Origin of the sequence: Caballeronia cordobensis, assembly GCF_001544575.2 — a bacterium.
GTDB classification, from domain to species: domain Bacteria; phylum Pseudomonadota; class Gammaproteobacteria; order Burkholderiales; family Burkholderiaceae; genus Caballeronia; species Caballeronia cordobensis.
The window spans coordinates 118,562-144,432 of sequence record NZ_FCNY02000007.1; the positions used below are offsets into that span (position 1 = coordinate 118,562).

Annotated in this window: 30 protein-coding genes; 12 read left to right on the top strand and 18 right to left on the bottom strand. The window is 63.9% G+C overall.

Annotated elements, in window-relative coordinates; translation table 11 throughout:
- Window positions 1-15: 15 nt before the first annotated feature.
- From AWB70_RS15045 to AWB70_RS15080, 8 genes are all read right to left on the bottom strand, one after another.
- Entirely contained in the window at window positions 16-408 is a 393-nt protein-coding gene (locus tag AWB70_RS15045) for a hypothetical protein (protein WP_053569263.1), read from the bottom strand.
- A 62-nt stretch (window positions 409-470) separates the two neighbouring features.
- Complete coding sequence (locus AWB70_RS15050; RefSeq protein WP_045453403.1) at window positions 471-1,139, bottom strand: RraA family protein; 669 nt, start codon at window positions 1,137-1,139, stop codon at window positions 471-473.
- On the bottom strand, window positions 1,136-2,179 hold the full coding sequence (locus tag AWB70_RS15055; RefSeq protein ID WP_053569046.1) for an amidohydrolase family protein: 1,044 nt from the start codon (window positions 2,177-2,179) through the stop codon (window positions 1,136-1,138). Before AWB70_RS15055 ends, AWB70_RS15050 begins: the two co-directional genes overlap by 4 nt.
- Window positions 2,176-3,513, bottom strand: a complete 1,338-nt coding sequence (locus AWB70_RS15060; RefSeq protein ID WP_014250501.1) for an MFS transporter — start codon at window positions 3,511-3,513, stop codon at window positions 2,176-2,178. Before AWB70_RS15060 ends, AWB70_RS15055 begins: the two co-directional genes overlap by 4 nt.
- A gap of 184 nt (window positions 3,514-3,697) precedes the next feature.
- Window positions 3,698-4,597, bottom strand: coding sequence for a LysR family transcriptional regulator (locus tag AWB70_RS15065; RefSeq protein ID WP_014250502.1), 900 nt, complete (start codon window positions 4,595-4,597; stop codon window positions 3,698-3,700).
- 37 nt (window positions 4,598-4,634) lie between these two features.
- Window positions 4,635-5,936: an SUMF1/EgtB/PvdO family nonheme iron enzyme gene (locus tag AWB70_RS15070; RefSeq protein WP_053569047.1), complete on the bottom strand. Its 1,302-nt coding sequence runs from the start codon at window positions 5,934-5,936 to the stop codon at window positions 4,635-4,637.
- Window positions 5,937-6,101: 165 nt separating this feature from the next.
- The gene (locus tag AWB70_RS15075; RefSeq protein ID WP_045453411.1) at window positions 6,102-6,821 is read right to left on the bottom strand and encodes a helix-turn-helix domain-containing protein; all 720 of its coding nucleotides are present in this window, start codon (window positions 6,819-6,821) and stop codon (window positions 6,102-6,104) included.
- 109 nt (window positions 6,822-6,930) lie between these two features.
- Window positions 6,931-7,404: a universal stress protein gene (locus tag AWB70_RS15080; protein WP_053569048.1), complete on the bottom strand. Its 474-nt coding sequence runs from the start codon at window positions 7,402-7,404 to the stop codon at window positions 6,931-6,933.
- Between the two features lie 270 nt (window positions 7,405-7,674).
- Between AWB70_RS15080 and AWB70_RS15085 the strand changes: the two genes are divergently transcribed.
- The 5 genes from AWB70_RS15085 to AWB70_RS15105 all read left to right on the top strand — a co-directional run bounded on the left by AWB70_RS15085 (window position 7,675) and on the right by AWB70_RS15105 (window position 13,787).
- Window positions 7,675-9,204 carry an MFS transporter gene (locus AWB70_RS15085; protein ID WP_045453414.1) on the top strand — a complete coding sequence of 510 codons (1,530 nt, stop codon included), beginning with the start codon at window positions 7,675-7,677 and terminating at the stop codon, window positions 9,202-9,204.
- 268 nt (window positions 9,205-9,472) lie between these two features.
- Complete coding sequence (locus AWB70_RS15090; RefSeq protein WP_053569049.1) at window positions 9,473-11,050, top strand: aldehyde dehydrogenase (NADP(+)); 1,578 nt, start codon at window positions 9,473-9,475, stop codon at window positions 11,048-11,050.
- Between the two features lie 139 nt (window positions 11,051-11,189).
- Window positions 11,190-11,453 carry a helix-turn-helix domain-containing protein gene (locus AWB70_RS15095; protein ID WP_053569050.1) on the top strand — a complete coding sequence of 88 codons (264 nt, stop codon included), beginning with the start codon at window positions 11,190-11,192 and terminating at the stop codon, window positions 11,451-11,453.
- Window positions 11,453-12,805, top strand: a complete 1,353-nt coding sequence (locus AWB70_RS15100; RefSeq protein ID WP_053569051.1) for a type II toxin-antitoxin system HipA family toxin — start codon at window positions 11,453-11,455, stop codon at window positions 12,803-12,805. Before AWB70_RS15095 ends, AWB70_RS15100 begins: the two co-directional genes overlap by 1 nt.
- 43 nt (window positions 12,806-12,848) lie before the next feature.
- Entirely contained in the window at window positions 12,849-13,787 is a 939-nt protein-coding gene (locus tag AWB70_RS15105; protein WP_053569052.1) for an SMP-30/gluconolactonase/LRE family protein, read from the top strand.
- Here the strand turns inward: AWB70_RS15105 and AWB70_RS15110 are convergent.
- The 3 genes from AWB70_RS15110 to AWB70_RS15120 all read right to left on the bottom strand — a co-directional run bounded on the left by AWB70_RS15110 (window position 13,784) and on the right by AWB70_RS15120 (window position 15,445).
- Window positions 13,784-14,209, bottom strand: coding sequence for a GNAT family N-acetyltransferase (locus AWB70_RS15110; protein ID WP_053569053.1), 426 nt, complete (start codon window positions 14,207-14,209; stop codon window positions 13,784-13,786). The genes AWB70_RS15105 and AWB70_RS15110 overlap by 4 nt on opposite strands.
- A 77-nt stretch (window positions 14,210-14,286) precedes the next feature.
- Entirely contained in the window at window positions 14,287-14,916 is a 630-nt protein-coding gene (locus tag AWB70_RS15115; protein WP_075644252.1) for a short chain dehydrogenase, read from the bottom strand.
- Window positions 14,917-14,989: 73 nt separating this feature from the next.
- Window positions 14,990-15,445, bottom strand: a complete 456-nt coding sequence (locus tag AWB70_RS15120) for a hypothetical protein (RefSeq protein WP_053569055.1) — start codon at window positions 15,443-15,445, stop codon at window positions 14,990-14,992.
- A gap of 141 nt (window positions 15,446-15,586) precedes the next feature.
- On the opposite strand from AWB70_RS15120, the gene AWB70_RS39015 reads away from it, so the two are divergent.
- The gene (locus tag AWB70_RS39015) at window positions 15,587-15,742 is read left to right on the top strand and encodes a hypothetical protein (RefSeq protein WP_175585617.1); all 156 of its coding nucleotides are present in this window, start codon (window positions 15,587-15,589) and stop codon (window positions 15,740-15,742) included.
- A gap of 57 nt (window positions 15,743-15,799) precedes the next feature.
- On the opposite strand, the gene AWB70_RS15125 is transcribed toward AWB70_RS39015, so the two are convergent.
- Window positions 15,800-16,420: a DUF3005 domain-containing protein gene (locus AWB70_RS15125; protein WP_053569056.1), complete on the bottom strand. Its 621-nt coding sequence runs from the start codon at window positions 16,418-16,420 to the stop codon at window positions 15,800-15,802.
- Window positions 16,421-16,702: 282 nt separating this feature from the next.
- On the opposite strand from AWB70_RS15125, the gene AWB70_RS15130 reads away from it, so the two are divergent.
- Window positions 16,703-16,936, top strand: coding sequence for a hypothetical protein (locus AWB70_RS15130; protein WP_014250516.1), 234 nt, complete (start codon window positions 16,703-16,705; stop codon window positions 16,934-16,936).
- A gap of 131 nt (window positions 16,937-17,067) precedes the next feature.
- On the top strand, window positions 17,068-18,069 hold the full coding sequence (gene epsC / locus AWB70_RS15135) for a serine O-acetyltransferase EpsC (RefSeq protein WP_374730240.1): 1,002 nt from the start codon (window positions 17,068-17,070) through the stop codon (window positions 18,067-18,069).
- Between the two features lie 58 nt (window positions 18,070-18,127).
- Here the strand turns inward: epsC and folE are convergent, their stop codons facing one another.
- The 4 genes from folE to AWB70_RS15155 all read right to left on the bottom strand — a co-directional run bounded on the left by folE (window position 18,128) and on the right by AWB70_RS15155 (window position 20,053).
- A complete protein-coding gene (gene folE / locus AWB70_RS15140; protein WP_014250518.1) occupies window positions 18,128-18,778 on the bottom strand; it encodes a GTP cyclohydrolase I FolE in 651 nt (216 codons plus the stop codon).
- Between the two features lie 89 nt (window positions 18,779-18,867).
- Window positions 18,868-19,077 (bottom strand): hypothetical protein, encoded by a 210-nt coding sequence (locus AWB70_RS15145; protein ID WP_041731516.1) that lies wholly within the window; start codon window positions 19,075-19,077, stop codon window positions 18,868-18,870.
- 73 nt (window positions 19,078-19,150) lie between these two features.
- Window positions 19,151-19,594: a VOC family protein gene (locus AWB70_RS15150; protein ID WP_045453432.1), complete on the bottom strand. Its 444-nt coding sequence runs from the start codon at window positions 19,592-19,594 to the stop codon at window positions 19,151-19,153.
- 27 nt (window positions 19,595-19,621) lie between these two features.
- Window positions 19,622-20,053: a YybH family protein gene (locus AWB70_RS15155; protein WP_053569057.1), complete on the bottom strand. Its 432-nt coding sequence runs from the start codon at window positions 20,051-20,053 to the stop codon at window positions 19,622-19,624.
- 154 nt (window positions 20,054-20,207) lie between these two features.
- Between AWB70_RS15155 and AWB70_RS15160 the strand changes: the two genes are divergently transcribed.
- Window positions 20,208-20,843 carry a TetR/AcrR family transcriptional regulator gene (locus AWB70_RS15160; RefSeq protein WP_053569265.1) on the top strand — a complete coding sequence of 212 codons (636 nt, stop codon included), beginning with the start codon at window positions 20,208-20,210 and terminating at the stop codon, window positions 20,841-20,843.
- Between the two features lie 36 nt (window positions 20,844-20,879).
- On the opposite strand, the gene AWB70_RS15165 is transcribed toward AWB70_RS15160, so the two are convergent.
- The gene (locus tag AWB70_RS15165) at window positions 20,880-22,253 is read right to left on the bottom strand and encodes an MFS transporter (RefSeq protein WP_053569058.1); all 1,374 of its coding nucleotides are present in this window, start codon (window positions 22,251-22,253) and stop codon (window positions 20,880-20,882) included.
- A 29-nt stretch (window positions 22,254-22,282) separates the two neighbouring features.
- On the opposite strand from AWB70_RS15165, the gene AWB70_RS38275 reads away from it, so the two are divergent.
- From AWB70_RS38275 to AWB70_RS15175, 3 genes are all read left to right on the top strand, one after another.
- Window positions 22,283-22,585, top strand: a complete 303-nt coding sequence (locus AWB70_RS38275; protein WP_143281641.1) for a hypothetical protein — start codon at window positions 22,283-22,285, stop codon at window positions 22,583-22,585.
- Window positions 22,582-23,535, top strand: a complete 954-nt coding sequence (locus tag AWB70_RS15170) for a 2-hydroxyacid dehydrogenase (RefSeq protein ID WP_053569059.1) — start codon at window positions 22,582-22,584, stop codon at window positions 23,533-23,535. The genes AWB70_RS38275 and AWB70_RS15170 overlap by 4 nt, the downstream gene beginning before the upstream one ends.
- Before the next feature lie 67 nt (window positions 23,536-23,602).
- Window positions 23,603-24,499, top strand: coding sequence for a LysR substrate-binding domain-containing protein (locus AWB70_RS15175; RefSeq protein WP_053569060.1), 897 nt, complete (start codon window positions 23,603-23,605; stop codon window positions 24,497-24,499).
- On the opposite strand, the gene AWB70_RS15180 is transcribed toward AWB70_RS15175, so the two are convergent.
- Window positions 24,483-25,859, bottom strand: coding sequence for an aspartate aminotransferase family protein (locus AWB70_RS15180; protein ID WP_053569061.1), 1,377 nt, complete (start codon window positions 25,857-25,859; stop codon window positions 24,483-24,485). The two genes, AWB70_RS15175 and AWB70_RS15180, sit on opposite strands and share 17 nt — an antisense overlap.
- Between the last annotated feature and the right edge of the window lie 12 nt (window positions 25,860-25,871).

Consider the following 25,871-nt stretch of genomic DNA (forward strand, 5'->3'; position numbering starts at 1 on the left):
CGATGCGCGTGCCGCTCACAACGGCACGTCTTCGATCAAGGCAAGACGCAGCGCGCGGATTCTCCGATCGACGAAATAGCCGCCGCCTTCCGTGTAGCGCAGATAAAGCCGCCCGCAAGACGTGCATTCCCACACGCCGCAGCGGTTGTACGGAAAATAGCGCGGCGCGATGGGCGCATCGGCCGACCAGTAATCGATTTTGCCAGGCAGGTATTCGGCGAAGGTCGGTTCGGGATCGTGTTCAGAGAGCAGCGTGCCGATTTCGCGGAGTTGCGATTCGTCGAGCGAAAGCGGCTGCGACTGCCAGCCGTCGAGCGGCGTTTTGGTGCACGCGCATGGACCGGGCGCGCGAGCGTCGGCGCGTCGCGCGAGGTCCAGCAGTGTTGCTGCGGTCAGATAGTCGGGCATGGCGATGGGGCAGGGAAGCGAACGCGCCATCATGCGCGCGTTCGCCACGGCTCGGCAAGGGGTCAGCCGTTCATCATGCGGTCGTGCTGCACGGCGACCCACGCGCGGTCGAAGCGTCCTTCCGCGATCGACTTGAGCGCCGCCGCTTCCTTGGCCGCCTGCTTGCGCGCGCCCTCGATCACCGCTTCGACATCGGCGGGCGAAATGGCGAGCACGCCGTCCTCGTCGCCGACGACGATATCGCCCGGATGCACCACCATCCCGCCGACCGTCACGGGCACGTTGATCTCGCCCGGCCCGTTCTTGTACGGCCCGCGATGCGTCACGCCGCGCGCGTACACCGGAAAATCGCGCTGGCCGAGCGCGCCGACATCGCGGATCGCGCCGTCGATCACGAGACCCTGCACGCCGAGGCTTTCCGCGTAGCTCGCCATGATGTCGCCCATCAGCGCCTGCGTGAGCTCGCCCGCGCCGTCGATCACGAGCACGTCGCCCGGACGGCAGTAGTCGAACGCGCGATGAATCGCGAGATTGTCGCCGCCGCGCGTGCGTACCGTGACCGCGGTGCCGGCCATCGGCTTCGGCCGATGAAACGGGCGCAGGCCGCTCGTGCCGCTCACGCGGGCCATGTTGTCGCTCAGGAGCGAGACCGCGAGTTCGCGCAGCACGGCGAGCGTCGCCGGGTTCGCCTGCGTCGCGGAGTCATACTCGCGCCATCCGATGTGATTCATGTCGTCGCTCCTTCGGTCGATCGTTGTTGTCGTTCGAGTTGCGCGGGAAGGCGTTTGTACACCGCGCGCGCGTTGCCTTCGAAAATGAGCTGGCGGTCCGCATCGCTCAGCCAGTCGATCGCGTCGATATAGCGGCGCGTGTCGTCGAAATAGTGGCCGGTTTCCGGATCGATGCCCTGCACCGCGCCGATCGTCTCCGAGGCGAACAGGATGTTCTTCGCCGGAATCACTTTCGCGAGCAGTTCCGCGCCCGGCTGGTGATAGACGCAGGTGTCGAAGAAGACGTTGTTCAGCAGATATTCGGTGAGCAGCGGCCGCTTCATGTCCTGCGCGAGTCCGCGATAACGCCCCCAGTGATACGGCACCGCGCCGCCGCCGTGCGGAATGATGAACTTGAGCGTCGGGAAATCGGCGAACAGATCGCCCTGCAACAACTGCATGAACGCGGACGTATCGCCATTGATGTAATGCGCGCCGGTCGCATGGAAGTTCGGGTTGCACGACGACGACACGTGGATCATCGCGGGTACGTCGAGCTCGACCATCGCCTCGTAGAGCGGATACCACGCGCGGTCCGTGAGCGGCAGCCCGGACCAGTGGCCGCCCGACGGATCGGGATTCAGATTGCAGCCGATGAACCCAAGCTCGTTCACACAGCGACGCAACTCCGCGATGCAGTTGGCAGGCAGCACGCCCGGCGCTTGCGGCAACTGGCACACGCCGATGAAATTGCGCGGAAACATGTCGACCACGCGATGCACGAGGTCGTTGCATGCTTCCGACCAGACCGCGTTGGCTTGCGCCGTCGCGAGATGATGGCCCATGCCGGCGGCGCGCGGCGAAAAGATCGTGAGGTCGGTTCCGCGCTCGCGCTGGATGCGCAACTGGCCATGCTCGATGCTCTCGCGGATTTCATCGTCGGCAATGGCGGGGCGCGGCGGGGGCGAAGCGCCGTCCTTCAGCGCGGCGATCTGCTTCGCGCGCCACGCTTCGTGTTGAGGCGGCGAGGTCGTGTAATGACCGTGACAGTCGATGATCATGCGTGATTTTCCTGACGTTGTGAGCGCGAATCGGATGCGGGCAGCGAGGTGTCTTCGTCGTCGGCGGGTTTCACGCGCATCACGAGCGCGATCACGGTCGCGACGACGAGGAAGGCCGCGATCGTCAAGAGTGCGAGCTTGAAATTGCCCGTCGCGTTGCGCACGAGGCCGATGCTCCACGGTCCGACCAGCCCGCCGAACTGCGCGATGGTATTGATGAGCGCGATGGTCGCCGCGCCCGCCGCGCCGGTTCTGAACGACGAGGCGAGACTCCAGAAGAGCGGGTTGCCCGCGTAAATGAAGAGGCCGGTCGCGCAGAGAAGCGCGTAAGCGATGACCGGGTTCGGCGCGTAGGCGCTGCCTGCAATCGCGATGGCGCTCATGCCGTAGACGAACGCGAGATGCTTCTTGCGGTCGCCGGTGCGATCCGAACTGCGGCTGATGATGAACGTGCCGAGCACGCCCAGAAGCGGCGGCGCGGCCGAAAGGAAACCGACTTCGATATTGCTCAGGTGTCCGAGGCTTTTGACGATCTGCGGCAGCCAGAGAAAGAGCCCGTAGATGCCGACCAGCGCACAGCCGAACAGACACGCGAGGCTCCATACGCGAATATCGCCCGCCACGCGCAAGAGCGGAAAATGCGTGTGACCGCCGATGGCTTCGCGCTCGGCCGCGAGCGTCGTTTCGAGCCATTGCTTTTCGTCGTCGGCGAGCCAGTCGGCGTCGGCGGGGCGCTCGGTCATGATGCGCAGGGTGAAGAGGCCCAGCAGCATCGCCGGAATGCCTTCGAGGATGAACATCCATTGCCATCCCTGCAGGCCGAGCATGCCGTTGGCATAGGTCATCAGCGCGGTCGAGATCGGGCCGCCGAGCACCGCCGAAAACGATCCCGCGATGATGTAGCCGCCCACGGCCCGCGCTCGGTAGCGCTCCGGAAACCACTTCGTCAGATACACCGCGACGCCCGGCAGGAAGCCCGCTTCCATCACGCCGAGCAGAAAGCGCAGCGCGTAAAAGCTCTTGTCGTCGAAGACGAATGCCGTGGCCGCCGCCACCGCGCCCCACGTGAGCAGGATGCGCGCGATCCAACGGCGTGCGCCCACGCGATGCAGCAGCAGATTGCTCGGCACTTCGAGCACCATGTAGCCGACGAAGAAGATGCTGCCCGCGAATCCAAACACGGCGGGCGAAAAGCCGAGCGCGCGGTTCATGTCGAGCGCTGCGAAGCCGATGTTGATGCGGTCGAGGTAGTTGAAGAACATCATCGCGAAAAGCAGCGGCATGAGCCGCCCGTACACCTTTCGCATGGTCGCCGCTTCGTTGAATGGGGTCATGCCGTCTCCACGTTCTTTTCGTCGGATCGCGAGGGCTCTGCGGCCCTGCCTTACACACGGCTTGCGCCGCGTGCCGGCTCGAAACGGGCTCGCATGGCGAGGCGGTCCGAGCACGAAAACCGATGATAGAAAGCGCGGAGGTCCGCGTCCAAGACGCGTTCCTTATTCTTCTATATAACTTCGCTTATAGTGCGGCGTCGCCGAGCGGCGCGGGCAGGCAGCCGAGAAACGCGCGCAGGTGCGCCGAATCGTCGTCGGTTCGGAAGGTCGCGGCGAGCGTCGACCAGAGCGTTCCGCCCGGCCCCGCGAGATGACGGAACACGACGTCCGTGCGTCCATGCCGCGCCACCGACTCGCCGACGAACGTCACGCCGAGCCCCGCCGCGACGAGCGCGATCGCGGTCTGTATCTCGTAGGCCTGATGCGCGACGAACGGCGTCACGCCCGCATCGCGATACAAGGACTGCACGGTGCGCTTGAACTGCGCGTTGTGATGCTTCGGATAGAGGATGAGCGGCGTGTCCGCGAGATCGGCGATGCGCACTTTTTTCTTCGCCGCCAGCGGATGGTCCGGCGCAAGCACCGCCACCACATGCTCACGCAGGAGCGGATACGACGTGCATCCGTTGATCTCGAGCGGCTGCCGTCCGATGCCGACGTGAATGCGCAAGTCGCGCAGCGCGTCGGTCTGCTCTTCGGTCAGCATTTCGAAGAGCTTGAGTTCGACTTGCGGATACGCGTGATGGAAGGCCTTCAGCGCGGGCGGCAGAATGCTGTACATCGCGGATCGTGTGAAGCCGATCGACAGCCAGCCGCGCCGCCCGATGCCGATTTCCTGCGCGCCGAGACTCGCCTGTTCCCAGGAACCGAGAATCTGGCGCGCTTCGGTGCAGAGATAATGGCCCGCTTCGGTGAGCCGCAGCGGCCGCCTCGCGCGATCGACGAGCTGCGTGCCGAGCCGCTCTTCCAGCAGCCGGATTTGCTGACTCAACGCGGGTTGCGCGATATGCAGGCGCTCGGCCGCGCGGCTGAAGTTCAGTTCCTCGGCAAGAATGATGAAGCACTGCAAGGACCTGAAATTCATATCGATGGGGCAGGCGAAAGTGGCTTGCGCGGGGTCGTCAGCCGCTCACGCACCGGAACCCCGCGTACACGTATTGATAATGCGCCTGGAACCAGTTGCGGAAACTCGGCCGCAACATGCAGGCCGCGGTGCGCGGCGAGCCGCCCTTGATCACGAAGTGCTTGCCGTCGAAGAAATTCGCGGAATAACCGAGATAAAACGGAAACGGCTCGAAGCCATTGAGCGGGCCGAATTCCGTCGAGGTCCATTCCCAGCCGTTGCCGAACTGACCTTCGACGCCGAACTCGCTGCGATTGTCCGGATGCGCCTGCACCGGCGACGGGTCCCATCGGCGGAAATCGAAATTGCCTTCCACGACGTGCGGCACGCCGAGCGCGGCACGCTGCCATTGCGCTTCGGTCGGCAGCGATTTGCCGGCCCAGCGCGCATACGCTTTCGCTTCCGCGTGGCTCACATACACGGGCCAGTCGAGCGGCAGTTCGATCTCGTCGAACATCGTGCGCAGCTTCCACGACCCTTCACCGTCGTCGCCGTCGACGGGAATCCAGAAGGCCGGATGCGCGATGCGCTCGTCTTCTTTCCACGACCAGTCCGCGTCGTCCCAGTAGGCGGCGTTCCAGTAGCCGCCCGCATCGATGAAGCGCAGATAGTCGCCGTTCGTGACCATATAGCGGTCGATCTCGAAGGCGGGCACGTCGATGCGCTCCTCGCCGAATTCGTTGTCCCAGCCGAACAAACCGCTCTCGCGCTTGAGACCGAGCGTGGCGCTGCCCGCCGGCACGCGCACCGTTTCGGGGCGGTATGCGCGATCCGACGCGCGCCCGGAAAGCGCATTCGATGGTGCAATTTTTCTATCGACCGGCAATTGATGCAGCATGTACGCGAGCGTTTCCGCATGCATCAGCCGATGCTCGATCGCGACTTCGAGCAGCTTGGCGGGCGGCTCGTCCGCGGAAAGGGGCGCGGCGGCGAGCTTGATCGGATCGAAATGGGCGTCGATATCGGCGCGAACCGTGTCGCGGTACGCGCGCACTTCGTCGAGCGAGGGCCAGTCGGAAGGCTGGTCGGTAGGCAATCCGCCGTCTACCGGGTCGATGCCGAAGGCGAACAACTGGTCGTAGGCGGGATTCGGGCTCGGCAGGTCGAAGAGCCGCTGATCGAAGAGATTGCGGTCGAAGGCTTCGAGATGCCCGATATAGAACACGATGCGATGACGCTCGGCAATCGGCCGGTCGTAAAGATGCTCGCGCTTGACGACGTCAAAGAGCGCGTCGGTGACGCGGCGCGCTTCGGCGAGGCGTTCGAGCAGCGGATGACGCAGGGAAGGTTCGCGGTTCATGTCGCCCAATCTCCGTGGCTGGCCAATGGCTTCGCATGCGGCCGGAGCCGGCGATATCGCCAGCTTTGGCCGAACACAAGAGACTAATGCGTAGCGAAGCGCGTGCCAACCGAAATATGGGCGGCGATTATTCGCGAAAGCGCAATAATTGCGCGTGGCGTTCCGTCAGACGGCGCGCAGGGCGTCGAAGTCGCGGATGCGGATGAACTTGCCTTGCGCCTCGATGAGCCCCGCCTTGTCGAAACGCGACAGCGTGCGGCTCACGGTTTCGAGTGTCATGCCGAGATAGCTGCCCATGTCGTCGCGCGTCATGCGCAAGGTGAACTCCGACGAAGCATAACCGCGCCGCGACAGCCGCGACGACAGGTCCAGCAGCAGCCGCGCGACGCGTTCGTCCGCGCGCAGCATACCGAGCCGCACGACATGATTCACCTCGCGGTTCATCGCATGGCTCATCATGCGATGCAGGCGTCTTTGCAGTGCGTCGGTTTCGCGGCACATGCGTTCGAAGAGTGTGTAGGGCACGACGCACACGGAGCTGTCTTCCAGCGCGACGGCGTCGCACATATGCTCGCCTTCCTCGATGCCCTCGAAGCCGAGCGCATCGCCCGCGAGCAGCAGCCCCGTGACCTGCTCGCGCCCGCCATCGTGCGTGACGACGGTCTTGATCGATCCGGAGCGCACGGCGAACAGGGCGTCGAAGCGGTCGCCCGCGCGAAACAGCGCTTCACCGCGCTTGACCTTGCGCGTGGCGGAGATGATGTTCTCCAGCTTGGCGACGTCGTTCGGGCACAGGCCTTCGGGCATGCACAGATGCCGCATCGCGCAGGTCGAGCAGTGCGCGGAATTGCGTCGCGCGCGGGAAAGGTCGGACGTGGCGGTCATTTTTCTGGGCTTCGTTTGTTGATGAATGACAAAACGATTGTCCCATAGGCCACCGCCCCGGCTCAGTCATAAATTGACGCACCCCGGGGATTTATCAACCTTCTTTACCTTAGCCGGTTGATTTTTCGGATGGCTCCCCCGCGGCCGATGGAATCAACAGCACCGGCAGCGTCGCCTGACGCAGACAGCGCTCGGCCACGCTGCCCAGAATGAGCCGCTGAAAGCCCTTGCGGCCGTGCGTGCCCATGATGAGCAGATCGGCCTTGAAGGCGTCCGCCGCCTTGATGATGAGCGCCGCGACGTCGTCGCTGGCGGTCGCCTCGACGGTCACGACTTCGCCGCTCACGCCGCGCGCCTTCATCTGACCGGTGGCTTCGGCCGCGAGCGCCGCGCCTTGCTCCGTCAGGCTCGCCTGGAGCGTCGAAGGATCGTAGCCGGGCACGTCGAGATACATCGGCCCGGCTTCGACGACGTAATACGGCTGCACGATCGCCTGATGCGTGACGGCGAGATTGAGGGCGGCCGCAAAGGCGCGCTCGGAAGTCCGGCTGCCGTCGATGGCGACGAGAATGCGTTTGAACATGAAGTTTCCTTCCATGAAGCGATCGGTTGAAGGGCGGCGTGCGCCGTCTTTCACGCCCTCGCATGATAGGGCGCACGCGTTGCACGGCTGCGCCGCTTTTTTGCGATAAGTCGATCCAGCGCAAACTCAAGCCGTACAATTCGTGGTTCTCGACGTCAGCGCTTGCTTAAAAGCGTCTGCGCGCACTCTTTTTTAGCACTTCTTCAGCCTGCCCGCCCGACCGTGACTCAGCCGCCGCACGCCTTACCGTTCAGAACCGCTCTTTTCGCGATGCTCGGCATCGGTCTCGTCAACATGCTCGTCGCGCTCGATCAGACGGTGGTCAGCACGGCGCTGCCGTCGATCGTCGCGGAATTGCATGGCTTCGAGTTTTACGCGTGGATCGCGAGCGCTTATCTGCTGGCGTCCGTCGTCACGGTGCCGGTGTTCGGGCGGCTCGGCGATTACTTCGGGCGCAAGCGCTTCGTGATCGCGGCGGTGATCACGTTCACGGTCGCGTCGGTGCTGTGCGGGCTCGCGCCGAGCATGCTGTTCCTCGTGCTCGCGCGCGGCTTGCAGGGCGTGGGCGGCGGCATGATGGTCGGCACCGCGTTCGCATCGATCCCCGATCTGTTTCCCGATGCGCGCACGCGCGTGCGCTGGCAAGTCGTGCTGGCGGCGGCGTATGGCATCGGCACGGCGGCGGGGCCGTCGCTCGGCGGCTGGATGAGCCAGCACTGGGGATGGCGCTCGACTTTTCTCGTCAATCTTCCGGTCGGCGCGGCGGCGCTTTACTTCATCTGGCTGCATCTGCCGAATCTGCACCGGCCGCGCGAGGGCGGCGTGAAGATCGACTGGACCGGCGCGGCGCTCGTCGCGCTCGTGCTCGGCGGCTTCCAGGCGCTGATCGAAGCGCTGCCGCAGGACGGCCTCACGACGGCCAATATCGCGCTCGGCATCGGCGTGGTGGCGTGCGCGGCGGCGCTCCTGATCTGCGAGCGGCGCGCGACGCATCCCATCATTCCGCTCGACATTTTCCGCGACGGGCAGATGAACACGCTCTTCACGCTGTCCTTCCTCGCGGGCTTCGTGATGTTCTCGCTGATCTTCTTCGCGCCGCTGCTGCTGCAAGGCGGCTTCGGGCTGTCGCCGCAGGACGCCGGGCTGCTCGCGACGCCGATCGCCGCGTGCATCGCGCTCGGCAGTTTCATCAACACGCGCATCGTGATTCATATGAAGAAGCCGGTGAACATTCTGTCGATCGGCTTTACGCTGCTGCTGTTCGCGTCGGTCGCGCTGGCGTTCGCGCGCGCCTCGACACCGTATCTGTGGATCGAGATTCCGATGGCCGCGACGGGCATCGGCCTCGGCTTCATTCTCAACAACATGAACATTTTCGGGCAGGAGATCGCGGGCCGCGAGCGTTTCGGCATCACGACGGCGCTGCTGCAATCGACGCGCATGGTCGGCGGGATGATGGGCACGAGCATCGTCGGGACGATCGTCGCGCATCATTACGCGAGCGTCGTCGGGCGCACGGTCAGCGTGCTCGGCGCGCCGGTGGCGGCGCAATGGCTGCCGCGCCTGTCGGACCCGCGCATTCTCGTCGACGAGGCGTTGCGCGACCGCACGCTCGGCGAATTGTCCGCCGCCGGTCTCGACGCCCCCGCGCTGCTCGACGCGGCCCGCGACGCGCTCGTGCAGTCGATCCACATCGGCGTGATGCTGACGGCCGTCGCCGCGCTCGTGGCGGCGTTGCTGGTGCGGCGCATCGCGCACATCACGTTTCGCAAGAGCGCGACGGCCGTTCCGAAGTCCTGAAGTCCTGAAGACGTCGCCTTTGCGAAGCGCCGCGCCCCGACTATAGTTTTTGGCGTCGCGCGGGCGGCCCGCTGCGCGACCGAATTCACGGCGCGGTTCACACCTGCGGGTTCACACCGACAGGGACCGTGCACCGCATTTGCTTCACCGCCCTCGACGGCGGCCCGCCGCGTTCAAACGGAACGCTTGCGCGGGCCGCGGGTCACTCGGATTGACGAACGGCTGCGCCGCGCGCGCCGTTCACCGCCCACGGAGATGAGGAGCTGACATGAAGATCACCGGAGAAATGCTGATCGGCGCATCGGCCGTGCGGGGCGCCGACGCCACGCTCCGCGCGTTCGACCCCGCGCGCAATATCGATCTCGAGCCCGCGTTCGGCGGCGGCGGCGCGGCGGAAGTGGCGCGCGCGTGCGAACTCGCCGAGGCCGCCTTCGACGACTATCGCCACGCGCCGCTCGAAACCCGTGCGCAGTTCCTGGAAGCGATCGCGGACAACATCATCGCGCTCGGCGACACGCTGATTGAGCGCGCGATGGCCGAATCCGCGCTGCCGAAGGCGCGTCTCGAAGGCGAGCGCGCCCGCACGGTCGGGCAATTGCGCCTGTTCGCGTCGCTCGTGCGCGAGGGCCGCTGGCTCGCGGCCACGCTGGATTCCGCGCAGCCGGACAGGAAACCGCTGCCGCGTTCCGATCTGCGTTTGCAAAAGATTCCCGTCGGGCCGGTCGCCGTGTTCGGCGCGAGCAACTTTCCGCTGGCGTTTTCGGTGGCGGGCGGCGATACCGCGTCCGCGTTCGCGGCGGGGTGCCCGGTCGTCGTGAAATCGCATCCGGCGCATCTGGGTACGTCCGAGCTCGTCGGGCGCGCGGTGCAGAAGGCGGTCGCGGACAGCGGCTTGCCCGAAGGCGTGTTCTCGCTCGTCGTCGGCGAGGGCAATGCGATCGGCGAGGCGCTCGTCGCGCATCCGGCGATACAGTCGGTCGGCTTCACGGGATCGCGGCGCGGCGGGCTCGCGCTCGTGGATATCGCGGCGAAGCGGCCCACGCCGATTCCCGTTTTCGCCGAAATGAGCAGCGTCAATCCGGTGTTCGCCCTGCCGAGCGCGCTCGAAGCGCGCGGCGACAAGCTCGCGGTGGCTTATATCGATTCGGTGACGCTCGGTGTCGGCCAGTTCTGCACGAATCCGGGCCTGGTCATCGCGCTAGACGGCCCGGATCTCGATGATTTCATCGATCTTGCCGCCACCGCGATCATGAAGAAGGACACGCAGACGATGCTCACGTCGCAGATCGCGGGCGCGTATGCGAGCGGAATCAAGGAACGCGACGAGTCCGGCGCGCGCAATATCGCGACCGGCGTGAAGGGCAAGGCGGCGAGCGGCGCGCTGCCGGTGCTGTATCGCGTGAACGCCGAGGAATTTCTGGCGACGCCGCAGTTGTCCGGCGAGATTTTCGGGCCGACCTCGGTCATCGTCATTTGCCGCGACGAGGACGAAATGATCTCGGTCGCGCGCCATCTCGAAGGCCAGCTCACCGCGACGCTGCTGATGGAGAAGGGGGATATCGAACTCGCGCGGCGGCTTTTGCCTGTGCTCGAACGCAAGGCGGGGCGGATTCTGGCGAACGGCTTTCCGACCGGCGTCGAGGTTTCTTACGCGATGGTACATGGCGGACCGTTCCCCGCGACGTCCGACAGCCGCGCCACGTCGGTCGGCGCGATGGCGATCGAGCGGTTCCTGCGGCCGGTGTGTTATCAGGACTTGCCGGCGGCGCTGCTTCCGCAAGCGCTGGCGGACGACAATCCGCTGTCGCTCTGGCGGCTGAGAGATGGGGAGCTGGGGCCGAATTGAACCAGCGCTGAGATTATCTCTCACGCGAATAAAAGCCGTTTATTCGTTAGGGAGATAATTGGCGCGGATGTGAACGCGAGTTTGACAATATGCGTGCAGCGAATAAAATCCTTTTATTCGTCATGCAGATAAACGCGCCATGCAACAAGTCATCGCCACCATCGGCCACATGGGCCACGTTCTCGCGGCGGGCCGCAAGCGCGCCGGTTTGACTCAGGCGCAAGCAGCGGCGCATCTCGGCATCAGCCAGAGCCGCATTTCGACGCTCGAACGCGATTCCGGTTCGTTGACGCTAGATCAACTGCTCGCAATGTTCGGCGTCTACGGACTGCAACTTCTGGTGCGGGACCGGCCCGAGCCGCTCGTACTCGAGGCGAACGAGCCGAGCGGGGCGGACTGGTAATGGCGGGCCGCCGGTCTCACGCCCGGTCGCTGTCCGTCTGGGCCAACGGAAGGCGCGTCGCGACGTGGCATCTGCCTGCACGCGGCGCGGCCGAACTCATTTACGACGATGCCTGGATCCGCTCGGACGAGGCGCGCCCGCTGTCCCTGTCACTGCCGATCCGGCTCGACGGCGCGCCGCTGAGAGGCGACGCGGTGGTGAACTACTTCGACAATCTGCTTCCCGATAGCGAACCGATCCGGCGCCGCATCGCTCAGCGCTTCCAGACTGAAAGTGCCGATGCTTTCGATTTGCTGCAGGCCATCGGGCGCGACTGTGTCGGTGCGGTGCAACTGCTCGCCGAGGATGAATCGCCCACGCACGTCGAAACGATCGAAGGCACGCCGCTTACCGACGCGGACATCGAAAGCCTGCTGGATCAGGTCGCCGGCGGCACGCCCTTCGGTTCCGACGATCACGACGATTTCCGCATCTCCCTCGCCGGCGCGCAGGAGAAGACCGCGCTGCTGCGGCACGATGGCCGTTGGCTCAAACCGCACGGCGCAACGCCGACCACGCACATCCTCAAATTGCCGATTGGACTCGTCGGGAATCGTCGCGCCGACCTCACGACATCCGTCGAGAACGAATGGCTGTGCATGCGCCTGCTGCAAGCGTTCGGCGTGCCCGTGGCGAATGTCGAGATCGCGAGGTTCGGCAGGCGGCGGGTGCTCGCCGTCGAGCGTTTCGACCGCCGTTTGCATCCCGGCGGGGAATGGATTCTTCGCTTGCCGCAGGAGGATTTCTGTCAGGTGAGCGGCTTGCCGCCGCACAAGAAGTACGAGCAGGACGGCGGTCCCGGCGTGGTTGCGCTCGCGCGCGTGCTGCAGCAATCGATCCATGCGCGCGGTGACATCGAAACGTTGATGACGGCGCAGATTCTCTTCTGGCTGCTCGCCGCGCCGGACGGCCACGCGAAGAACTTCAGCATTCATCTGCTGAGGGGCGGACAATACCGCCTCACGCCGCTGTATGACGTCATGTCGATCTGGCCGGTGGAGGGCGACGGCGCGAATCAGTGGTCGTGGTACAAGGCCAGTCTCGCGATGGCGATACCGGGCAAGAGCCGGCACTATGGGTTTCGCGACGTCAAGCGGCGGCATTTCAACGCGATGGCGCTGAAGTGCGGTTTCGGCGAGAGCGCCGAGCCGATCATCCAGCGGATCGTCGAACGCACGCCGGCCGTCATCGACGAAGTTGCGGCGCAACTGCCGGAGGACTTCCCGCAGCGCGTCGCCGAGCGCATTTTCGCCGGCATGCGCAAGTCGCTTGCCGCGCTCGAAGCGATGCCCGCGACCGGCATGCCAGTCTGATCACAACGGACCGCGCGTCCGCTTCGTAAGGAGACACTCGAACATGATTCACCCTGAGCGCCGCTATCCCGACCCCGCCATCCGCGTGCTCGATCCGCGTTTCAACGCGCTGCGCATCGCGTCGGCGTCGGTGGAATGTCTGTATCAGGGCGCGCGCTGGTCCGAAGGGCCGGTCTGGTTCGGCGATAGCCGCATGCTTTTGTGGAGCGACATTCCGAACGATCGCATCCTGCGCTGGGACGAGGAGAGCGGCCAGGTCGGCGTGTTTCGCAAGTCGTCGAACAACGCGAACGGCAACACGCGCGACCGCGAAGGGCGTCTCGTAACCTGCGAGCACCTCACGCGGCGCGTGACGCGCACCGAATACGACGGCGCCATCACCGTGCTCGCCGACCGTTACGATGGCAAGCCGCTCAATTCGCCGAACGATGTCGTCGTGAAATCGGATGGCTCGATCTGGTTCACCGATCCGAGCTTCGGCATCGACGGCTTCTATGAAGGCGAGAAGCGCGACGCGCAACTGAAGCCGTGCGTGTATCGCGTCGATGGTCAAAGCGGCGAAATCACGATGATGATCGATGCCTTCGTGGGCCCCAACGGTCTCGCGTTCTCACCGGACGAATCCGTGTTGTACGTGGTCGAATCGCGTTCGACGCCGCGCAGGATCTATGCGTTCGACGTCATCGACGGCGGCCGCAGGCTCGGCGAGCCGCGCCTTCTGATCGATGCGGGACCGGGCACGCCCGATGGCTTTCGCGTCGATATCCACGGCAATCTGTGGTGCGGCTGGGGCATGGGCGACTCAGAGCTCGATGGCGTGCGCGTGTTCACGCCGCAAGGCGAAGCGATTGGCCATATCGATTTGCCGGAGCGTTGCGCGAACGTGTGTTTTGGCGGGCGGCATCGCAACCGGTTGTTCATGGCTGCGAGCCACGGGTTGTATGCGGTTTATGTGAATACGCAGGGCGCGAAGGGTGGCTAAGCCTTGCCGATCCTCTCCATGATCCGCTCCGGATGCCTGCTCGCCGCAAACCCGAAGCGCGCGTAGAGCCCGTGCGCGTCCGAGGTCACGAGCATCATGCGGCGCAGCCCTTGCAGATCGGGATGCGCCATCACGCATTGCATCATCCACGTGCCGAGCCCCGCGCCCTGATGCGTGGGCAGCACGAAGACATCGGCGAGATAGGCGAAGGTCGCGGTATCGGTGATCATGCGCGCATAGCCGATCTGCTCGCCGCGCAAAAACATCCCGAAAGCAAGTGAATGACGCGCGGCGCGCTCGACCTTCTCGCGCGCGATGCCCGGCGACCAGTAAGCCACTTCGCTCAGGTAGCGATGCACGACATCGAAGTCGAATTCATCGATGTCCGTGCTCAGCCGATAGTCGTCCCGGTTCCACTGCATCGCGCCGCTCCGTCGTCGTCATGATGCGCCGAGGATAAGCGATCGATGCGCCGTGCTCCATGCACAGTTGGCGCCTGTCAGTGCACGTTGTAGATGCGTCCGGTCTCCGCGCCCTCGGCACTGCGGCTGTATGCCAGCGCCACGCGCGCGCCGCTTGCGGCCTCGAAGCCGCGGAAGTACGGGCCGAAACTCTCGCGCGCCTCCTCGAGCATGGTCGGGCTCACGACGTTGATGCGCAGCCCGCGCGGCAATTCGATGGCCGCGCCGCGCACGAAGCCTTCGATCGCGCCGTTGACCGCTGCCGCGCTCGCGCCTTCGCGAATCGGCGCCGCGCCCACGATGCCGCTCGTCAGCGTGAACGAGCCGCCGTCGTTCAGATAATCGCGCGCGGTGAGGACGAGATTGACCTGGCCCATGAGCTTGTCGTCGAGACCGAGACGGAACTGCTTGGGGGTCATTTTGACGAGCTCGCCGAAATGCACGTGACCCGCCGTGGCGACGATCGCATCGACGCGGCCGATCTCGTCGAAGAGCCGTTTGATGCTATCGAGATCGAGCAGATCGACGCGATGCGCGCCGCGCGTCGCACCGATTTCGATGACGTCATGCCGCGCTTTCAGTTCCGTGACGACCGCGCGACCGACCGTGCCGGTTGCACCGATGACAGCGATTTTCATGTTCGAGCTCGCAAGGTGGAAGGAGGTCAGCCATTGTGCGAGCGCGCGTGCGCGCGAACAAGGCGCGCACGCTTCAAGGATTGCAAACCGCCGGTTTCGAATACTATCGCGTCGCGAGGCGCGCGGGCATCGGCGAAAGCAGATAGAGCGACGCGGCGAATTTGCAGACCAGCGCCGCGCCGCTCACGAATGCGCCGGCGGGAAACACATGCCATTGCAGGGCGAGCGTCGGCGCGACGAGCGCGACGGAAACGAAGCCGAGCGCAACGGTGAGCCAGCGCGCCCATTGCAGCCGCGATGCAACGCATAGGTAAAGCAGGCCGACCAGCACGCGCGACGCGACCGACGCCGCGAGCGGATGGCTCGACGCGTCGCCGGGCAGCCCGATTGCAAGCGTCAACGCAAGCTCGGTCCATGACAACGCGTAAGCCGCGCCGAGGCATGCGATCGCGGACGTGAAACGCTGCTCGGGCGTCGCCAGCGGGCGCGCGGCCGGCTCGATCCGGGCTGCGTCGTCAGGCTCGCGCTCGTACTCGTCGTAGGCGTGGATGGTGGTCATCTTGCGTTTCCCCTTTTGTCGATTCTAGGCCGCGTTGGGCACGTCGCTTTGCGTCGTGTCAACCGCATACGCCGTGCCAGGGTCACGGCACGGCCGTTGCTCGTCACATGATGTGATGAGTAACGGCACAGGGAGCCCATGATGAGCACGAAAGAGCAACACCCTCATTCCGAACGCGACGACGAAGACGTCGACAAGGCGGTCGAAGACACGTTTCCCGCGAGCGACCCGCCGGCGACGGGCGGCGTGACGCGCATCGAAACCGATAAGGACAAAGACAAGGAAGAAAAGAAGTAAGCTGAAAGCGCGATGAAGTAAAAGAGCCGCTTATTCCAGGCGGCTCTTTGCTTATGCTCAGCTACGCTCCAGCTCGATCAGACGCGAAGGCCGCAAATGATTGAGCGCGTAATGTTTGCGACCGCGCAGCGTATGGCCATGCGGATCGCGCCCTTCGTAGCGGACTTTGTCTTCGACTTCGGGCACCGTCGGCGCAACCATGCCGCGATCGATCAGGCGATAACCGCGCTCCAGCGCGACCAGCACGCCGCTGCGCGCCGGACGGCTGTCGAAGCCGCCGAGGCCATCGCCCGGTTCGGCCACATAGTTCACCGTCGTGGCATTCGAGTTGATGACGGAGTCCGGCTCGCGCGCGAGCATCTCCGCTTCGCGCCGCGCGTGGATGCTCTTCGCGTCGGCGTCGACGGTGTCGTCGAGTCCGTCGTCGTTCGCCACATCGACTCCGCGCGGCGATTTCTCGTAGAAACCTTGCGGCCCCACGTGCATGCCGGATTTCGTCGTTTCCGCTTTCGCTTTCGTTTTATCGCCCGCGCCCGCGTGAGCCTCGCTGCCCGCCGCGGCCTTCGCCGCATCGCTCATCGTCACGTGCGCGGTTTCGGCGGCCGGCGTCTTGATCGGGCTATCGGCGGCGCGATCGTTCTGTTTGCCTTGCGCTTCGTTTCCTTCAGCGTTGTTCATCGCATCCTCCGTTGCATATCACTGACCCGGCCCGTTACGCAAATCTCATTCCGGCTATTTGGCGACGGAACCGCAAGCCTTGCAGGAAGGCGTCCTGATAGATGCCAAAAATTTCAGGCTTTTTTTTCAACCCCAAGCCGATGTCCTGCAAGTATCATTTGGAACCTGTCGGCGGCAAAGCGCAACAGGCACGATGCGAACACGAGGAGGGCGCATCTGTCATTGCTGCCGGATAAGCGCAATGCGATTCGAACGAGCAGGGCACTTTTACTCAGGTGACTCATGCAACACGATGCAGCCTTTTCACATCGAGGCTACCTTCTGAACTGCGCGCCCGCCCGGGCCGGAGATGGCAGCTACCAGCCCTATGTGGTGATCTCGCGAACGAGCGATGGCGAACTCGTCGCGAACCGCTTCTTTCCGTCCGAGTTGCGATTTCGCAGCGAGGACGACGCCATCGCGCACGCGCGCGACTGGGCCGTGCGCTGGATCGACGCGAGCAACGTCACGGTGTGAGCGCCGTGCGTGCATGAAGCGCGAAGACGCCACGACGGGCGCAAAGCGCCGCGCGGCAGGCTTCCCCAAAACCGGTTACGCTTGAGGTTTCCTCCGCCGTGCGCAAGCGCGGCGGCCGCTTCTCTCGCATCATGGCCGACATGCAGAACACGCCCACGCCTGGCTTCATACCGCCGCTCGATATTGCTCACGACGCCACGCACGACAAGCCGCAGGAATGGGGCCTTGCCCAAATCGTCGCGGACTTGCGTCAGTCGCGCGAGGAATTGCATCGCACGCGGCATCCGCTCGGCATACGCGAGCTGCCCTCGCGCGAGGCGATCGTAAGAATCGTGAACGGCCTGCGCTCCGCGCTCTTTCCGACGCATTACGGCGCGCCCGATCTGACCGACGAAAGCGTCGACTATTACGTCGGCCAGACGCTCGAAAGCACCTTGCGGCTGCTGCATGAGCAGATTCGCCGCGCGCTGCGCTTCCTGCCCGAGTATCGCGATACGAGCGAGGCGGCGCTCTCCGCGCAAGCGTTCGCGATCGCGCGCGAGTTCGGCGCGCATCTGCCGCATATTCGCGCGCTGCTGGTCAGCGACATTCAGGCCGCTTTCACGGGCGATCCCGCCGCGCAGCACATCACCGAGATTCTTCTGTGTTATCCGGGCGTGTGGGCGATGACGCATCACCGGCTCGCGCACGCGCTGCACCGGCTCGGCGTGCCGCTGCTCGCGCGCTTCATCAACGAGATCGCGCATTCGCTCACCGGCATCGACATTCACCCTGGCGCGACCATCGGGCCGAGCTTTTTCATCGATCACGGCACGGGCGTGGTGATCGGCGAGACGGCGGTGATCGGGCAGCACGTGCGCGTCTATCAGGCCGTGACGCTCGGGGCGAAGAGCTTTCCCTCGACGACGGACGGCTCGCTCGTCAAGGGCAACGCGCGCCATCCGATCGTCGAGGACGATGTCGTCATCTATGCGGGCGCGACGATTCTCGGCCGCGTGACGATCGGCAAAGGCTCGGTGATCGGTGGGAACGTGTGGCTCACGCACAGCGTGCCGCCGGGCAGCAACGTCTCGCAAGGCAAGGTCCGCGAGGGCAGCGGGCCGGAAGTGCCGGGCAACGGATTCGGCGCATGAAACGACGAAAGGGCCGCGAGGCCCTTTCGTTTTTCGCGTGCCCGTTCGAGGCGTAGCGTCAGGTGTTCGACACGCTGAACGCGGTCTGATTGCCGACGATGGAAAGAAACTCGCGGCGGGTCGACGGATCGTCGCGGAACGAGCCGAGCATGCGCGATGTGACCATCGACACGCCCGCCTTGTGCACGCCGCGCGTCGACATGCATTGATGCGCCGCTTCGAGAATCACGCCGACGCCGAGCGGTTGCAGCACTTCGTCGAGCGTGTCCGCGATCTGCGCGGTCATCTTCTCCTGAATCTGCAGGCGTTTCGCGAAGGCATCGACGAGACGCGCGAGCTTCGATATGCCGACCACGCGTTTGTTCGGCAGATACGCGACATGCGCACGGCCGATGATCGGCACCATGTGATGCTCGCAATAGCTTTCGAAGCGGATATCCTTCAGGACGATCATTTCGTCATAGCCCTGCACCTCGGAAAACGTGCGCGCGAGGATGTCGTGCGGGCTCTGCGTGTAGCCGGCAAAGAACTCCTCGTACGCGCGCACGACGCGCGCCGGGGTGTCGAGCAGACCTTCGCGGCGCGGATCGTCGCCTGCCCAGCGCAGCAGGACACGCACGGCGGCTTCGGCTTCCTCGCGGGTCGGACGATCGGCTTGTTCAGCAGGCATGTCCGAGCCTGAAAGATGGTTTTTGCGCGGGGCGCTCATCGAAAACTCCTGTCGGTCAATGCAATCGGTGCAATCGGTGCCTTTTGCATCCCGCCATTGTTTCACGTTTCCGATGGTCGATATGAATGTCAGGTTTTTCCGCCGCCGTCGATGCCCGAGCCCGTGCGCCAGACCTGCTTGCCTTCTTCGCTCAATTGGCCGCTACTGTGGTCCTTGTCGGGTTCGGTGCCGGGCTCGGCCATCGGCCCGCCCGGCTGTTCCTGCGATGTCGGGCGATTGCCCTTGCGCTGCGCGATGCGGTCTTCCTGCGAACGTCCGGCGTAGTTGTTGCTGCTCATGTCGCGTCTCCTTTCAAATGATGCGATGAAAGGCGCGCAAGCCGCGTTCCAGCCGGACGTATCGATGCTTGCCTTATTCCGGCTTACCTTGAGCCCCGCCGAGCACCATCCAGGTTATGCCGAACTTGTCGGCAACCATGCCGAAGCGCTTCGCGAAAAAGGTCTGCTCCATCGGCATCTGCACCTGTCCGCCATTCGACAGCGCATTGAAGTATTTCTCCGCCTCCTGTTCGTCGTTGGCCGTGAGCGAAAGCGAGATGCCCTTGAATTCCGGCTTGCCGCTGCACATGCCGTCGGAGCCCATCAGCAACGAATCGCCGACGGTGAACGCCGCATGCATGATCTTGTTGTCGGATCCGGGCGGAATGCCGCATCCGCCGGCGGCTTCCACTTCGCCGGCTTCGGGGTTTTCGCTATAACGCATCATCATCACGACTTGCGCGCCGAGATGCTCGCGATAGAACGTGATCGCTTCTTCGCAGCGGCCTTCGAAAAACAGATAGGGTTGCACTTGCATGTCTGCTCCTTGATTGATGCCTTGCGGTTATGACTTCTCGTCGGGGTCCATATCCATCGTGAGCGGCACCGATGCGTGTTCGTGCACCACACGCCAGTCGCCATCGATCTTTCTGAAACACACGGTGGCGCGCACGATGTCTTCCTGCTCGCCCACGGCGACGCGATTGACGGAGTGCGCATAAGCCAGATCGCCGCTCGCGGCGACTTCCACGTCCCGCATCTCGAATGTGAGCGGGCCTTTCATGCTGTCGAACCAGCGCTGCCAGTTCTCGCGGTAGTGCGCGACGCCGCGCAGCGAAGCGGGCGGCACGACGTCGAACACGACGACATCCGCGGCGTAGTGGCTCACGAGCGCGCTCACGTCTTTCGCGAGCACCGCCTGCCGCCACGCCTCGATGAGTTCGCGTATGCGCGCAACATCGTCGCGCTCTTGCGCACGCTCGTTCGGCTGGGTCATGACTGCCTCCGTCTCGTTAAGCACGATGCCGCCGCGTCGTGACAAAGCAACGGCAAGCACCGATGTGAAACTAAATTTTCGCTTGTGTACACCGTCCACAAAAAGTAGCAGAGATAATGGACAGTGTCCACATATGAAAAGCCCGACGAATCAGATGACGAATGGCAAGCCGCGCAGCACCTACCGACATGGCGATTTGCGACGCGCGCTGATCGAAGCGGGCATCGAACTGGCGCGCGAAGGCGGTCCGGACGCGATCGTGTTGCGCGAAGCCACGCGCCGCGCGGGCGTCGTGCCGAATGCGGCCTATCGCCACTTCGAGAGCCGTCAGGAATTGCTATCGGCGGTGCGTTCCGCGGCGCTGTCGCAGGTTGCGCAGGCGATGGAAGAAGAGCTCGCGGCGCGCCCCAAAAAGCGCTGGCGCGCGGACGCTGCGCGTGCGGGATTGCGCGCTATCGGCCAAGGTTATCTGCGTTTTGCGCAGACGGAAACGGGGCTCTTTCGCACGGCTTTCGCCGCGCCGCAAGCGGAGTGGGCGCAGCACGAAGGGCCGTATGGCGTGGGGCCAAGCGGGCTCGATCCGTTTCAGTTGCTGAGCCGTGCGCTGGATGAGATGGTGGAGGCAGGCGCGCTGGATACGAAACGCCGCGCCGAAGCCGAATATCTTGCTTGGAGCGCGGTGCATGGTTTCGCGCTGCTTGTAATCGAAGGCCCGTTGCAAGCATTGAAGCGCGCGCAGATCGAGCCGCTGGCGGGGCGTTTGCTCGATATGGTCGAAAACGGCCTTTAAATGCGCATCGCGCCGCATGAAGCGGCGCGATTCGTTTTATCGCTTCTCTTCCGCTATTGGCTCGACCACGCTCAAGAGCAGCAGTAGACAGAGCGCCGCCGTCCCGACCATGTAGAGGAACACCGCGCTCCAGCTATAGCTGTCGAGCAGGAGGCCGACAGCCAGTGGCGCACACGCGCCGCCGATCTGACCCACCGAGTTCACGATGCCGAACGCCGTCGGATAAGTGGCCTTCGTCGCGAGGCCCATCGGATACGCGGAATAACCCGCGAAGCCGATGCCGAGCATGAGGCCCGCCAGCATCAGCGCCGCGCCGAGATACGCGACGCTGTCGGGCGCATCGATCAAAAGGAAGGTCATGATCATGGTGCCGAGCGCGCCGAGCATCATCATCGGCTTGCGGCGGCCACCGAGCAGGCGATCCGAGATGATGCCGCCCAGCATGTTGCCCGTCACCGCGCCGATGAAAGGTGCGGAGGCGAGAAAGCCCATCTTCACCGAAGCGAAGCCCTTCACCGTGACGAGATAAGTGGGAATCCACGAGATGAAGATATTGCTGATGCCGATCATGCAGCCATAACCCAGCGCAATGCCGAAGATATTCCACGAGCCGAACACCTGGCGAATGGTTTCGAGCTGCGGCACGCGTTTCGTGCGATTGATCGCATCGAGGCGGGGCATCGGCGTCATGCGTGCGCGAGCGAGCGGCTTGCCACTGCCGTTGCCGATCGTGGTTTCATCGGCGATATAGCGGCGTTCGGCGGGCGAGCAGAAGCGGTTTTCGCCAGGCGAGTTCGTCACGAAGAACAGCCACACGATCGCGAGGATGATGCCCGGCACGGCGAAAACATAGAAGATCTCGCGCCATCCCCACAAGTGAATCACGATGATGCACACCGAAGGCACGATCAGCGGCCCGAGCTTCGAAGCCGCGATCCACAGGCCCGTCGCAGTGCCTTTTTCCTGCGCGGGAAACCAGCGGTTGATGACGTTCGTGCAGCCGATGCCGAGCGGCCCTTCCGACAGGCCCAGACCCACGCGATACGCCATGAGCAGGAATACCGACGACGTGGTGCCCATCAGGCCCGTGAAGATCGAAGTGAAGATCATGAAGACGGAGAACAGCAGGCCCGTCGTCTTTTCGCTGAGACGCTTGTACAGCAGTCCCACCGGAATCTGCACGAAGCCGTATGCGAACGAGAACAGGCTCACGATGAGTCCCGCCTCGGTGTTGGTGATGTGATATTCCTTCTTCAGATACGGCAGCGCGATGCCGAAGTTGGCGCGATCCGCACAGGCGATCGCCCAGATGCAGAAGATCAGTCCCATCACGACCCAGCGATGCTTCGTGCGCTTCTCAGCGATAGGCTCCGCTTTTGCGGACCCGATGATGCCGTCGGCATTGCTCATCGCGATGTCTCCTGCGCATGAACTGCCGTGTGGAAAAGGCGAATGGATGGATAGCGGGTAGGGCGCAGGTTCACGCTGTTGTCTCCGATGTCATTTTTAAAGGCTTTATTGTTGATATGCCTTCCGATGCTTCGAATTGTGGGGATGACCCGCAAGAGCGTCCAATCTTTTATTGCTATTACCTGATTCCCGGATTGAATCGATTCGACGCGCTAATTTCGTCGCTTCGATTCGTGGATCAATTGATAGCCTTTTGGGATTGGACGTCATCGCTAAAAGCAGAGATGATCCGCTCCACATCAGAAACCGAATTCCAGGAGCGCGCGAATTGAAGCCGAACATTCTGCAACTGAACCCCATCCTCGTACCGGCCATCAACGAAAAGCTGGATGCGCTCTACACGATGCATCGCCTGTTCGAACAGGACGACAAGGACGCTTATATCCGCGAGCACGGCGCATCGATTCGCGGCGTGATTACCGGTGGACACACGGGCATTTCGAATGAGCTGATCGAGCGCCTGCCCGCATTGCAGGTGATCGCCGTGAACGGCGTCGGCACCGATGCGGTCGATCTGGAATTCGCGCGCTCGCGCGGCCTGCCGGTCACGGGCACGTTCGGGGCGCTGACCGAAGACGTGGCCGATCTCGCCATCGGCCTGATCCTCACCGCGCTGCGCGAAATCTGTCCGGGCAACGACTTCGTCAAGACCGGCAAATGGGTGGAGAACCCGAGCCCGAGCGCGATTCCGCTGTCGCGCCGTTTCAGCGGCAAGCGCGTGGGCATCGTCGGTCTCGGCAAGGTTGGCCGCGCAATTGCGCAGCGTGCCGCCGCCTTCGATTGTCCGATCGCTTATACGGACGTGCGGCAGATGGACGACATCAACTATCGCTTCGTGCCGGATCTTCTCTCGCTCGCGCGCGAAAGCGACATTCTCGTGCTGGCCGCCGCAGCGGATAAAGCGAAGGGCATCGTGAACGCCGCCGTGCTCGATGCCTTGGGCAAGGACGGTTATCTCATCAACATCGCGCGCGGCAAGCTCGTGGTGGAAAGCGATCTCGTCGAAGCGCTGTCGCGCGGTGCGATCGCGGGCGCGGGCCTCGATGTATTCGTGGATGAACCGAACGTGCCCGCCGAATTGTTCGGCATGGATCGCGTCGTGCTGCAGGCGCATCGCGCGAGCGCCACGGTCGAATCGCGCACGGCGATGGGCGAGATGGTGCTCGCGAGCCTCGCGCAAGGTCTCGCGGGGCAACGTCCCGAAGGCAGTCTGACGACCTGACGCATGCGCGAACGCAGGTCCGGCGCGAACATATAATGATCGGCTATCACTTCAACGTCGATTACGAATGCTCGATCTCGGACAAGTGCGTTGCTTCGTCGCCGCCGCGACGGAGCTGAACTTCAGGCGCGCGGCCGCGTTGCTCAACATGACGCAGCCGCCGCTTTCCCGGCAGATTCATCTGCTCGAAGAGAACCTCGGCGTGAAGCTGTTCGAGCGCGTCGGCCGCACGGTCAAGCTGACCACCGAAGGGCGCGTGTTTCTCGCCGACGCCACGCGACTGCTCAATCTTTCCGAGCAGGCCGAAAGCACGGTGCGGCGTGCGAGCAAGGGCAAGACGGGGCGCGTGCGCATCGGCTTCACGGGCGCGGCGGGTTATGAGCTGATTCCCGAACTGCTCGTGGCGGCGAAGCATGACTTGCCGGATATCGATGTCGTGCTGCTCGAAATGATTTCCGTCGCGCAGATCGAGGCTTTCGAAGCGAACGCGATCGACCTCGGCTTCATGCGGCCCTTGCCGTCGCGACAGAAAGTGGAGTTTCTTCTCGTCGATCGCGAACCGATGATCGTCGCGCTGCCCGCGGGGCACGCGTTGTGCCGCTTCGAGGACATTGCGCTCAGGCAGTTGCACGAGCAGCCGTTCATCATGCATTCGCCGACGCATGGCAAATACTTCTACGACCGCATCCTGAGCATGCTCGTCGCCGATGAAGTGAAGCCGCATTTCACGCAATACATCGACCAGACGCCGACAATTCTCTCGCTCGTTCGCGCGGGACTGGGCGTATCGATTCTGCCGGCATCGTCGCAGCGATTTCATTACGACAACGTCGAGTTCAGGACAATCGCCGGAAAACCGGTTCAGGCCGAAATGAGCATGGCCTGGCGTGCCGATCAGGACAATCCCGCCGTCACGGCCTTCCGGCACATGGCGGCGGAGTACTTCGCTAGGCGGCGTGCGTGATCGCGCGCGCGGTCGCGTCGAGCGCCGCTTTCGCCTTGTCGACGATCTCATCGATCTCGCCGTGCGTGACGACGAGCGGTGGCGACAGCAACATGCGATCGTGACTCGCGCGCATCACGAGATTGCCCGCGAAGCAAAAGTCGCGGCATAGCGTGCCGATATCGTCGCCATTCGGGAAGCGTGTGCGCGCCGTGCGATCGGCGGCCAGTTGAATGCCCGCGACGAGACCCGCGCCCACGATCTCGCCGACGATCGGATGATCGTCCAGCGCTTCGTGCAAACGCCGCTGGAAGTAAGGACCGATATCCTCCTTCACGCGCGCGACGATACCTTCGTCTCTCAACAACTTCAGGTTCGCGAGCGCAACCGCCGCCGCGACCGGATGCCCCGAATACGTGAAGCCGTGATTGAACTCACCGTGATTCACGATCGCGTCCGCGATGGCATCCGATAACGCGACCGCGCCCATCGGCACATAGCCGCTCGTGAGGCCCTTGGCCATTGTGATGACATCTGGCTCGAAACCGAAGTGCTGGTGCGCGAACCATTCGCCCGTGCGCCCGAAACCGCCGATCACTTCGTCGGCAATCAACAGCACGTCGTGCCTGCGGCAGATGCGCTCGATCTCCGGCCAATAACTCGATGGCGGAAAGATCACGCCGCCCGCGCCCTGAAACGGCTCGCCGATAAACGCCGCGACGTTCTCCGCGCCGAGTTCGAGAATCTTCGCTTCGAGCTGGCGCGCACGCTCCATGCCGAAGGTTTGCGCATCCATCGCCGCGCCTTCGCCGAACCAGTAAGGCTGGTCGATATGCGCGACGTGCTCCATCTTCGACGGCATCTGCTCGTGCATGTAGTGCATGCCGCCGAGCGTCGCGCCCGCGATGGTCGAGCCGTGATAAGCATTGTTTCGCGCGATCACATAGCGTTTGTCCGGCTTGCCCTGCACGGCCCAATAGCGATGCACCGCGCGCAGCGCCGTATCGTTTGCTTCAGAACCGCTGTTGCAATAGAGAAAGCGGTTGAACGTGCGCGGCATCAGTTCCGCAAGCATCGCGGACAATTCGATCACCGGCGGATGCGTTGTCTTGAAGAACGTGTTGTAGAAGGGCAGGGCCTGCATCTGCGCGAACGCGGCATCGGCGAGTTCGCGGCGTCCATAGCCGACGTTCACGCACCACAAGCCCGCCATGCCGTCGATGATGCGGTTGCCGTCCGAGTCCCACAGATACACGCCCTCGGCCTTGACGATCACGCGGCTGCCCGCGCGGTTCAATGCGCCCATGTCGGAGAACGGATGCAGATGATGCGCGGCGTCGAGTGCGCGATAGTGCGCGGTCGAATCGATTCGATCGTTCATGTCGTCGTCTCC

Excerpts from the sequence above, each read along its gene's own strand:
- AWB70_RS15045 (WP_053569263.1), bottom strand. The coding sequence starts at position 408 with ATGCCCGACTATCTGACCGCAGCAACACTGCTGGACCTCGCGCGACGC.
- AWB70_RS15050 (WP_045453403.1), bottom strand. The coding sequence starts at position 1,139 with ATGAATCACATCGGATGGCGCGAGTATGACTCCGCGACGCAGGCGAAC.
- AWB70_RS15055 (WP_053569046.1), bottom strand. The coding sequence starts at position 2,179 with ATGATCATCGACTGTCACGGTCATTACACGACCTCGCCGCCTCAACAC.
- AWB70_RS15060 (WP_014250501.1), bottom strand. The coding sequence starts at position 3,513 with ATGACCCCATTCAACGAAGCGGCGACCATGCGAAAGGTGTACGGGCGG.
- AWB70_RS15065 (WP_014250502.1), bottom strand. The coding sequence starts at position 4,597 with ATGAATTTCAGGTCCTTGCAGTGCTTCATCATTCTTGCCGAGGAACTG.
- AWB70_RS15070 (WP_053569047.1), bottom strand. The coding sequence starts at position 5,936 with ATGAACCGCGAACCTTCCCTGCGTCATCCGCTGCTCGAACGCCTCGCC.
- AWB70_RS15075 (WP_045453411.1), bottom strand. The coding sequence starts at position 6,821 with ATGACCGCCACGTCCGACCTTTCCCGCGCGCGACGCAATTCCGCGCAC.
- AWB70_RS15080 (WP_053569048.1), bottom strand. The coding sequence starts at position 7,404 with ATGTTCAAACGCATTCTCGTCGCCATCGACGGCAGCCGGACTTCCGAG.
- AWB70_RS15085 (WP_045453414.1), top strand. The coding sequence starts at position 7,675 with ATGCTCGGCATCGGTCTCGTCAACATGCTCGTCGCGCTCGATCAGACG.
- AWB70_RS15090 (WP_053569049.1), top strand. The coding sequence starts at position 9,473 with ATGAAGATCACCGGAGAAATGCTGATCGGCGCATCGGCCGTGCGGGGC.
- AWB70_RS15095 (WP_053569050.1), top strand. The coding sequence starts at position 11,190 with ATGCAACAAGTCATCGCCACCATCGGCCACATGGGCCACGTTCTCGCG.
- AWB70_RS15100 (WP_053569051.1), top strand. The coding sequence starts at position 11,453 with ATGGCGGGCCGCCGGTCTCACGCCCGGTCGCTGTCCGTCTGGGCCAAC.
- AWB70_RS15105 (WP_053569052.1), top strand. The coding sequence starts at position 12,849 with ATGATTCACCCTGAGCGCCGCTATCCCGACCCCGCCATCCGCGTGCTC.
- AWB70_RS15110 (WP_053569053.1), bottom strand. The coding sequence starts at position 14,209 with ATGCAGTGGAACCGGGACGACTATCGGCTGAGCACGGACATCGATGAA.
- AWB70_RS15120 (WP_053569055.1), bottom strand. The coding sequence starts at position 15,445 with ATGACCACCATCCACGCCTACGACGAGTACGAGCGCGAGCCTGACGAC.
- AWB70_RS39015 (WP_175585617.1), top strand. The coding sequence starts at position 15,587 with ATGAGCACGAAAGAGCAACACCCTCATTCCGAACGCGACGACGAAGAC.
- AWB70_RS15125 (WP_053569056.1), bottom strand. The coding sequence starts at position 16,420 with ATGAACAACGCTGAAGGAAACGAAGCGCAAGGCAAACAGAACGATCGC.
- AWB70_RS15130 (WP_014250516.1), top strand. The coding sequence starts at position 16,703 with ATGCAACACGATGCAGCCTTTTCACATCGAGGCTACCTTCTGAACTGC.
- epsC (WP_374730240.1), top strand. The coding sequence starts at position 17,068 with ATGGCCGACATGCAGAACACGCCCACGCCTGGCTTCATACCGCCGCTC.
- folE (WP_014250518.1), bottom strand. The coding sequence starts at position 18,778 with ATGAGCGCCCCGCGCAAAAACCATCTTTCAGGCTCGGACATGCCTGCT.
- AWB70_RS15145 (WP_041731516.1), bottom strand. The coding sequence starts at position 19,077 with ATGAGCAGCAACAACTACGCCGGACGTTCGCAGGAAGACCGCATCGCG.
- AWB70_RS15150 (WP_045453432.1), bottom strand. The coding sequence starts at position 19,594 with ATGCAAGTGCAACCCTATCTGTTTTTCGAAGGCCGCTGCGAAGAAGCG.
- AWB70_RS15155 (WP_053569057.1), bottom strand. The coding sequence starts at position 20,053 with ATGACCCAGCCGAACGAGCGTGCGCAAGAGCGCGACGATGTTGCGCGC.
- AWB70_RS15160 (WP_053569265.1), top strand. The coding sequence starts at position 20,208 with ATGACGAATGGCAAGCCGCGCAGCACCTACCGACATGGCGATTTGCGA.
- AWB70_RS15165 (WP_053569058.1), bottom strand. The coding sequence starts at position 22,253 with ATGAGCAATGCCGACGGCATCATCGGGTCCGCAAAAGCGGAGCCTATC.
- AWB70_RS15175 (WP_053569060.1), top strand. The coding sequence starts at position 23,603 with ATGCTCGATCTCGGACAAGTGCGTTGCTTCGTCGCCGCCGCGACGGAG.
- AWB70_RS15180 (WP_053569061.1), bottom strand. The coding sequence starts at position 25,859 with ATGAACGATCGAATCGATTCGACCGCGCACTATCGCGCACTCGACGCC.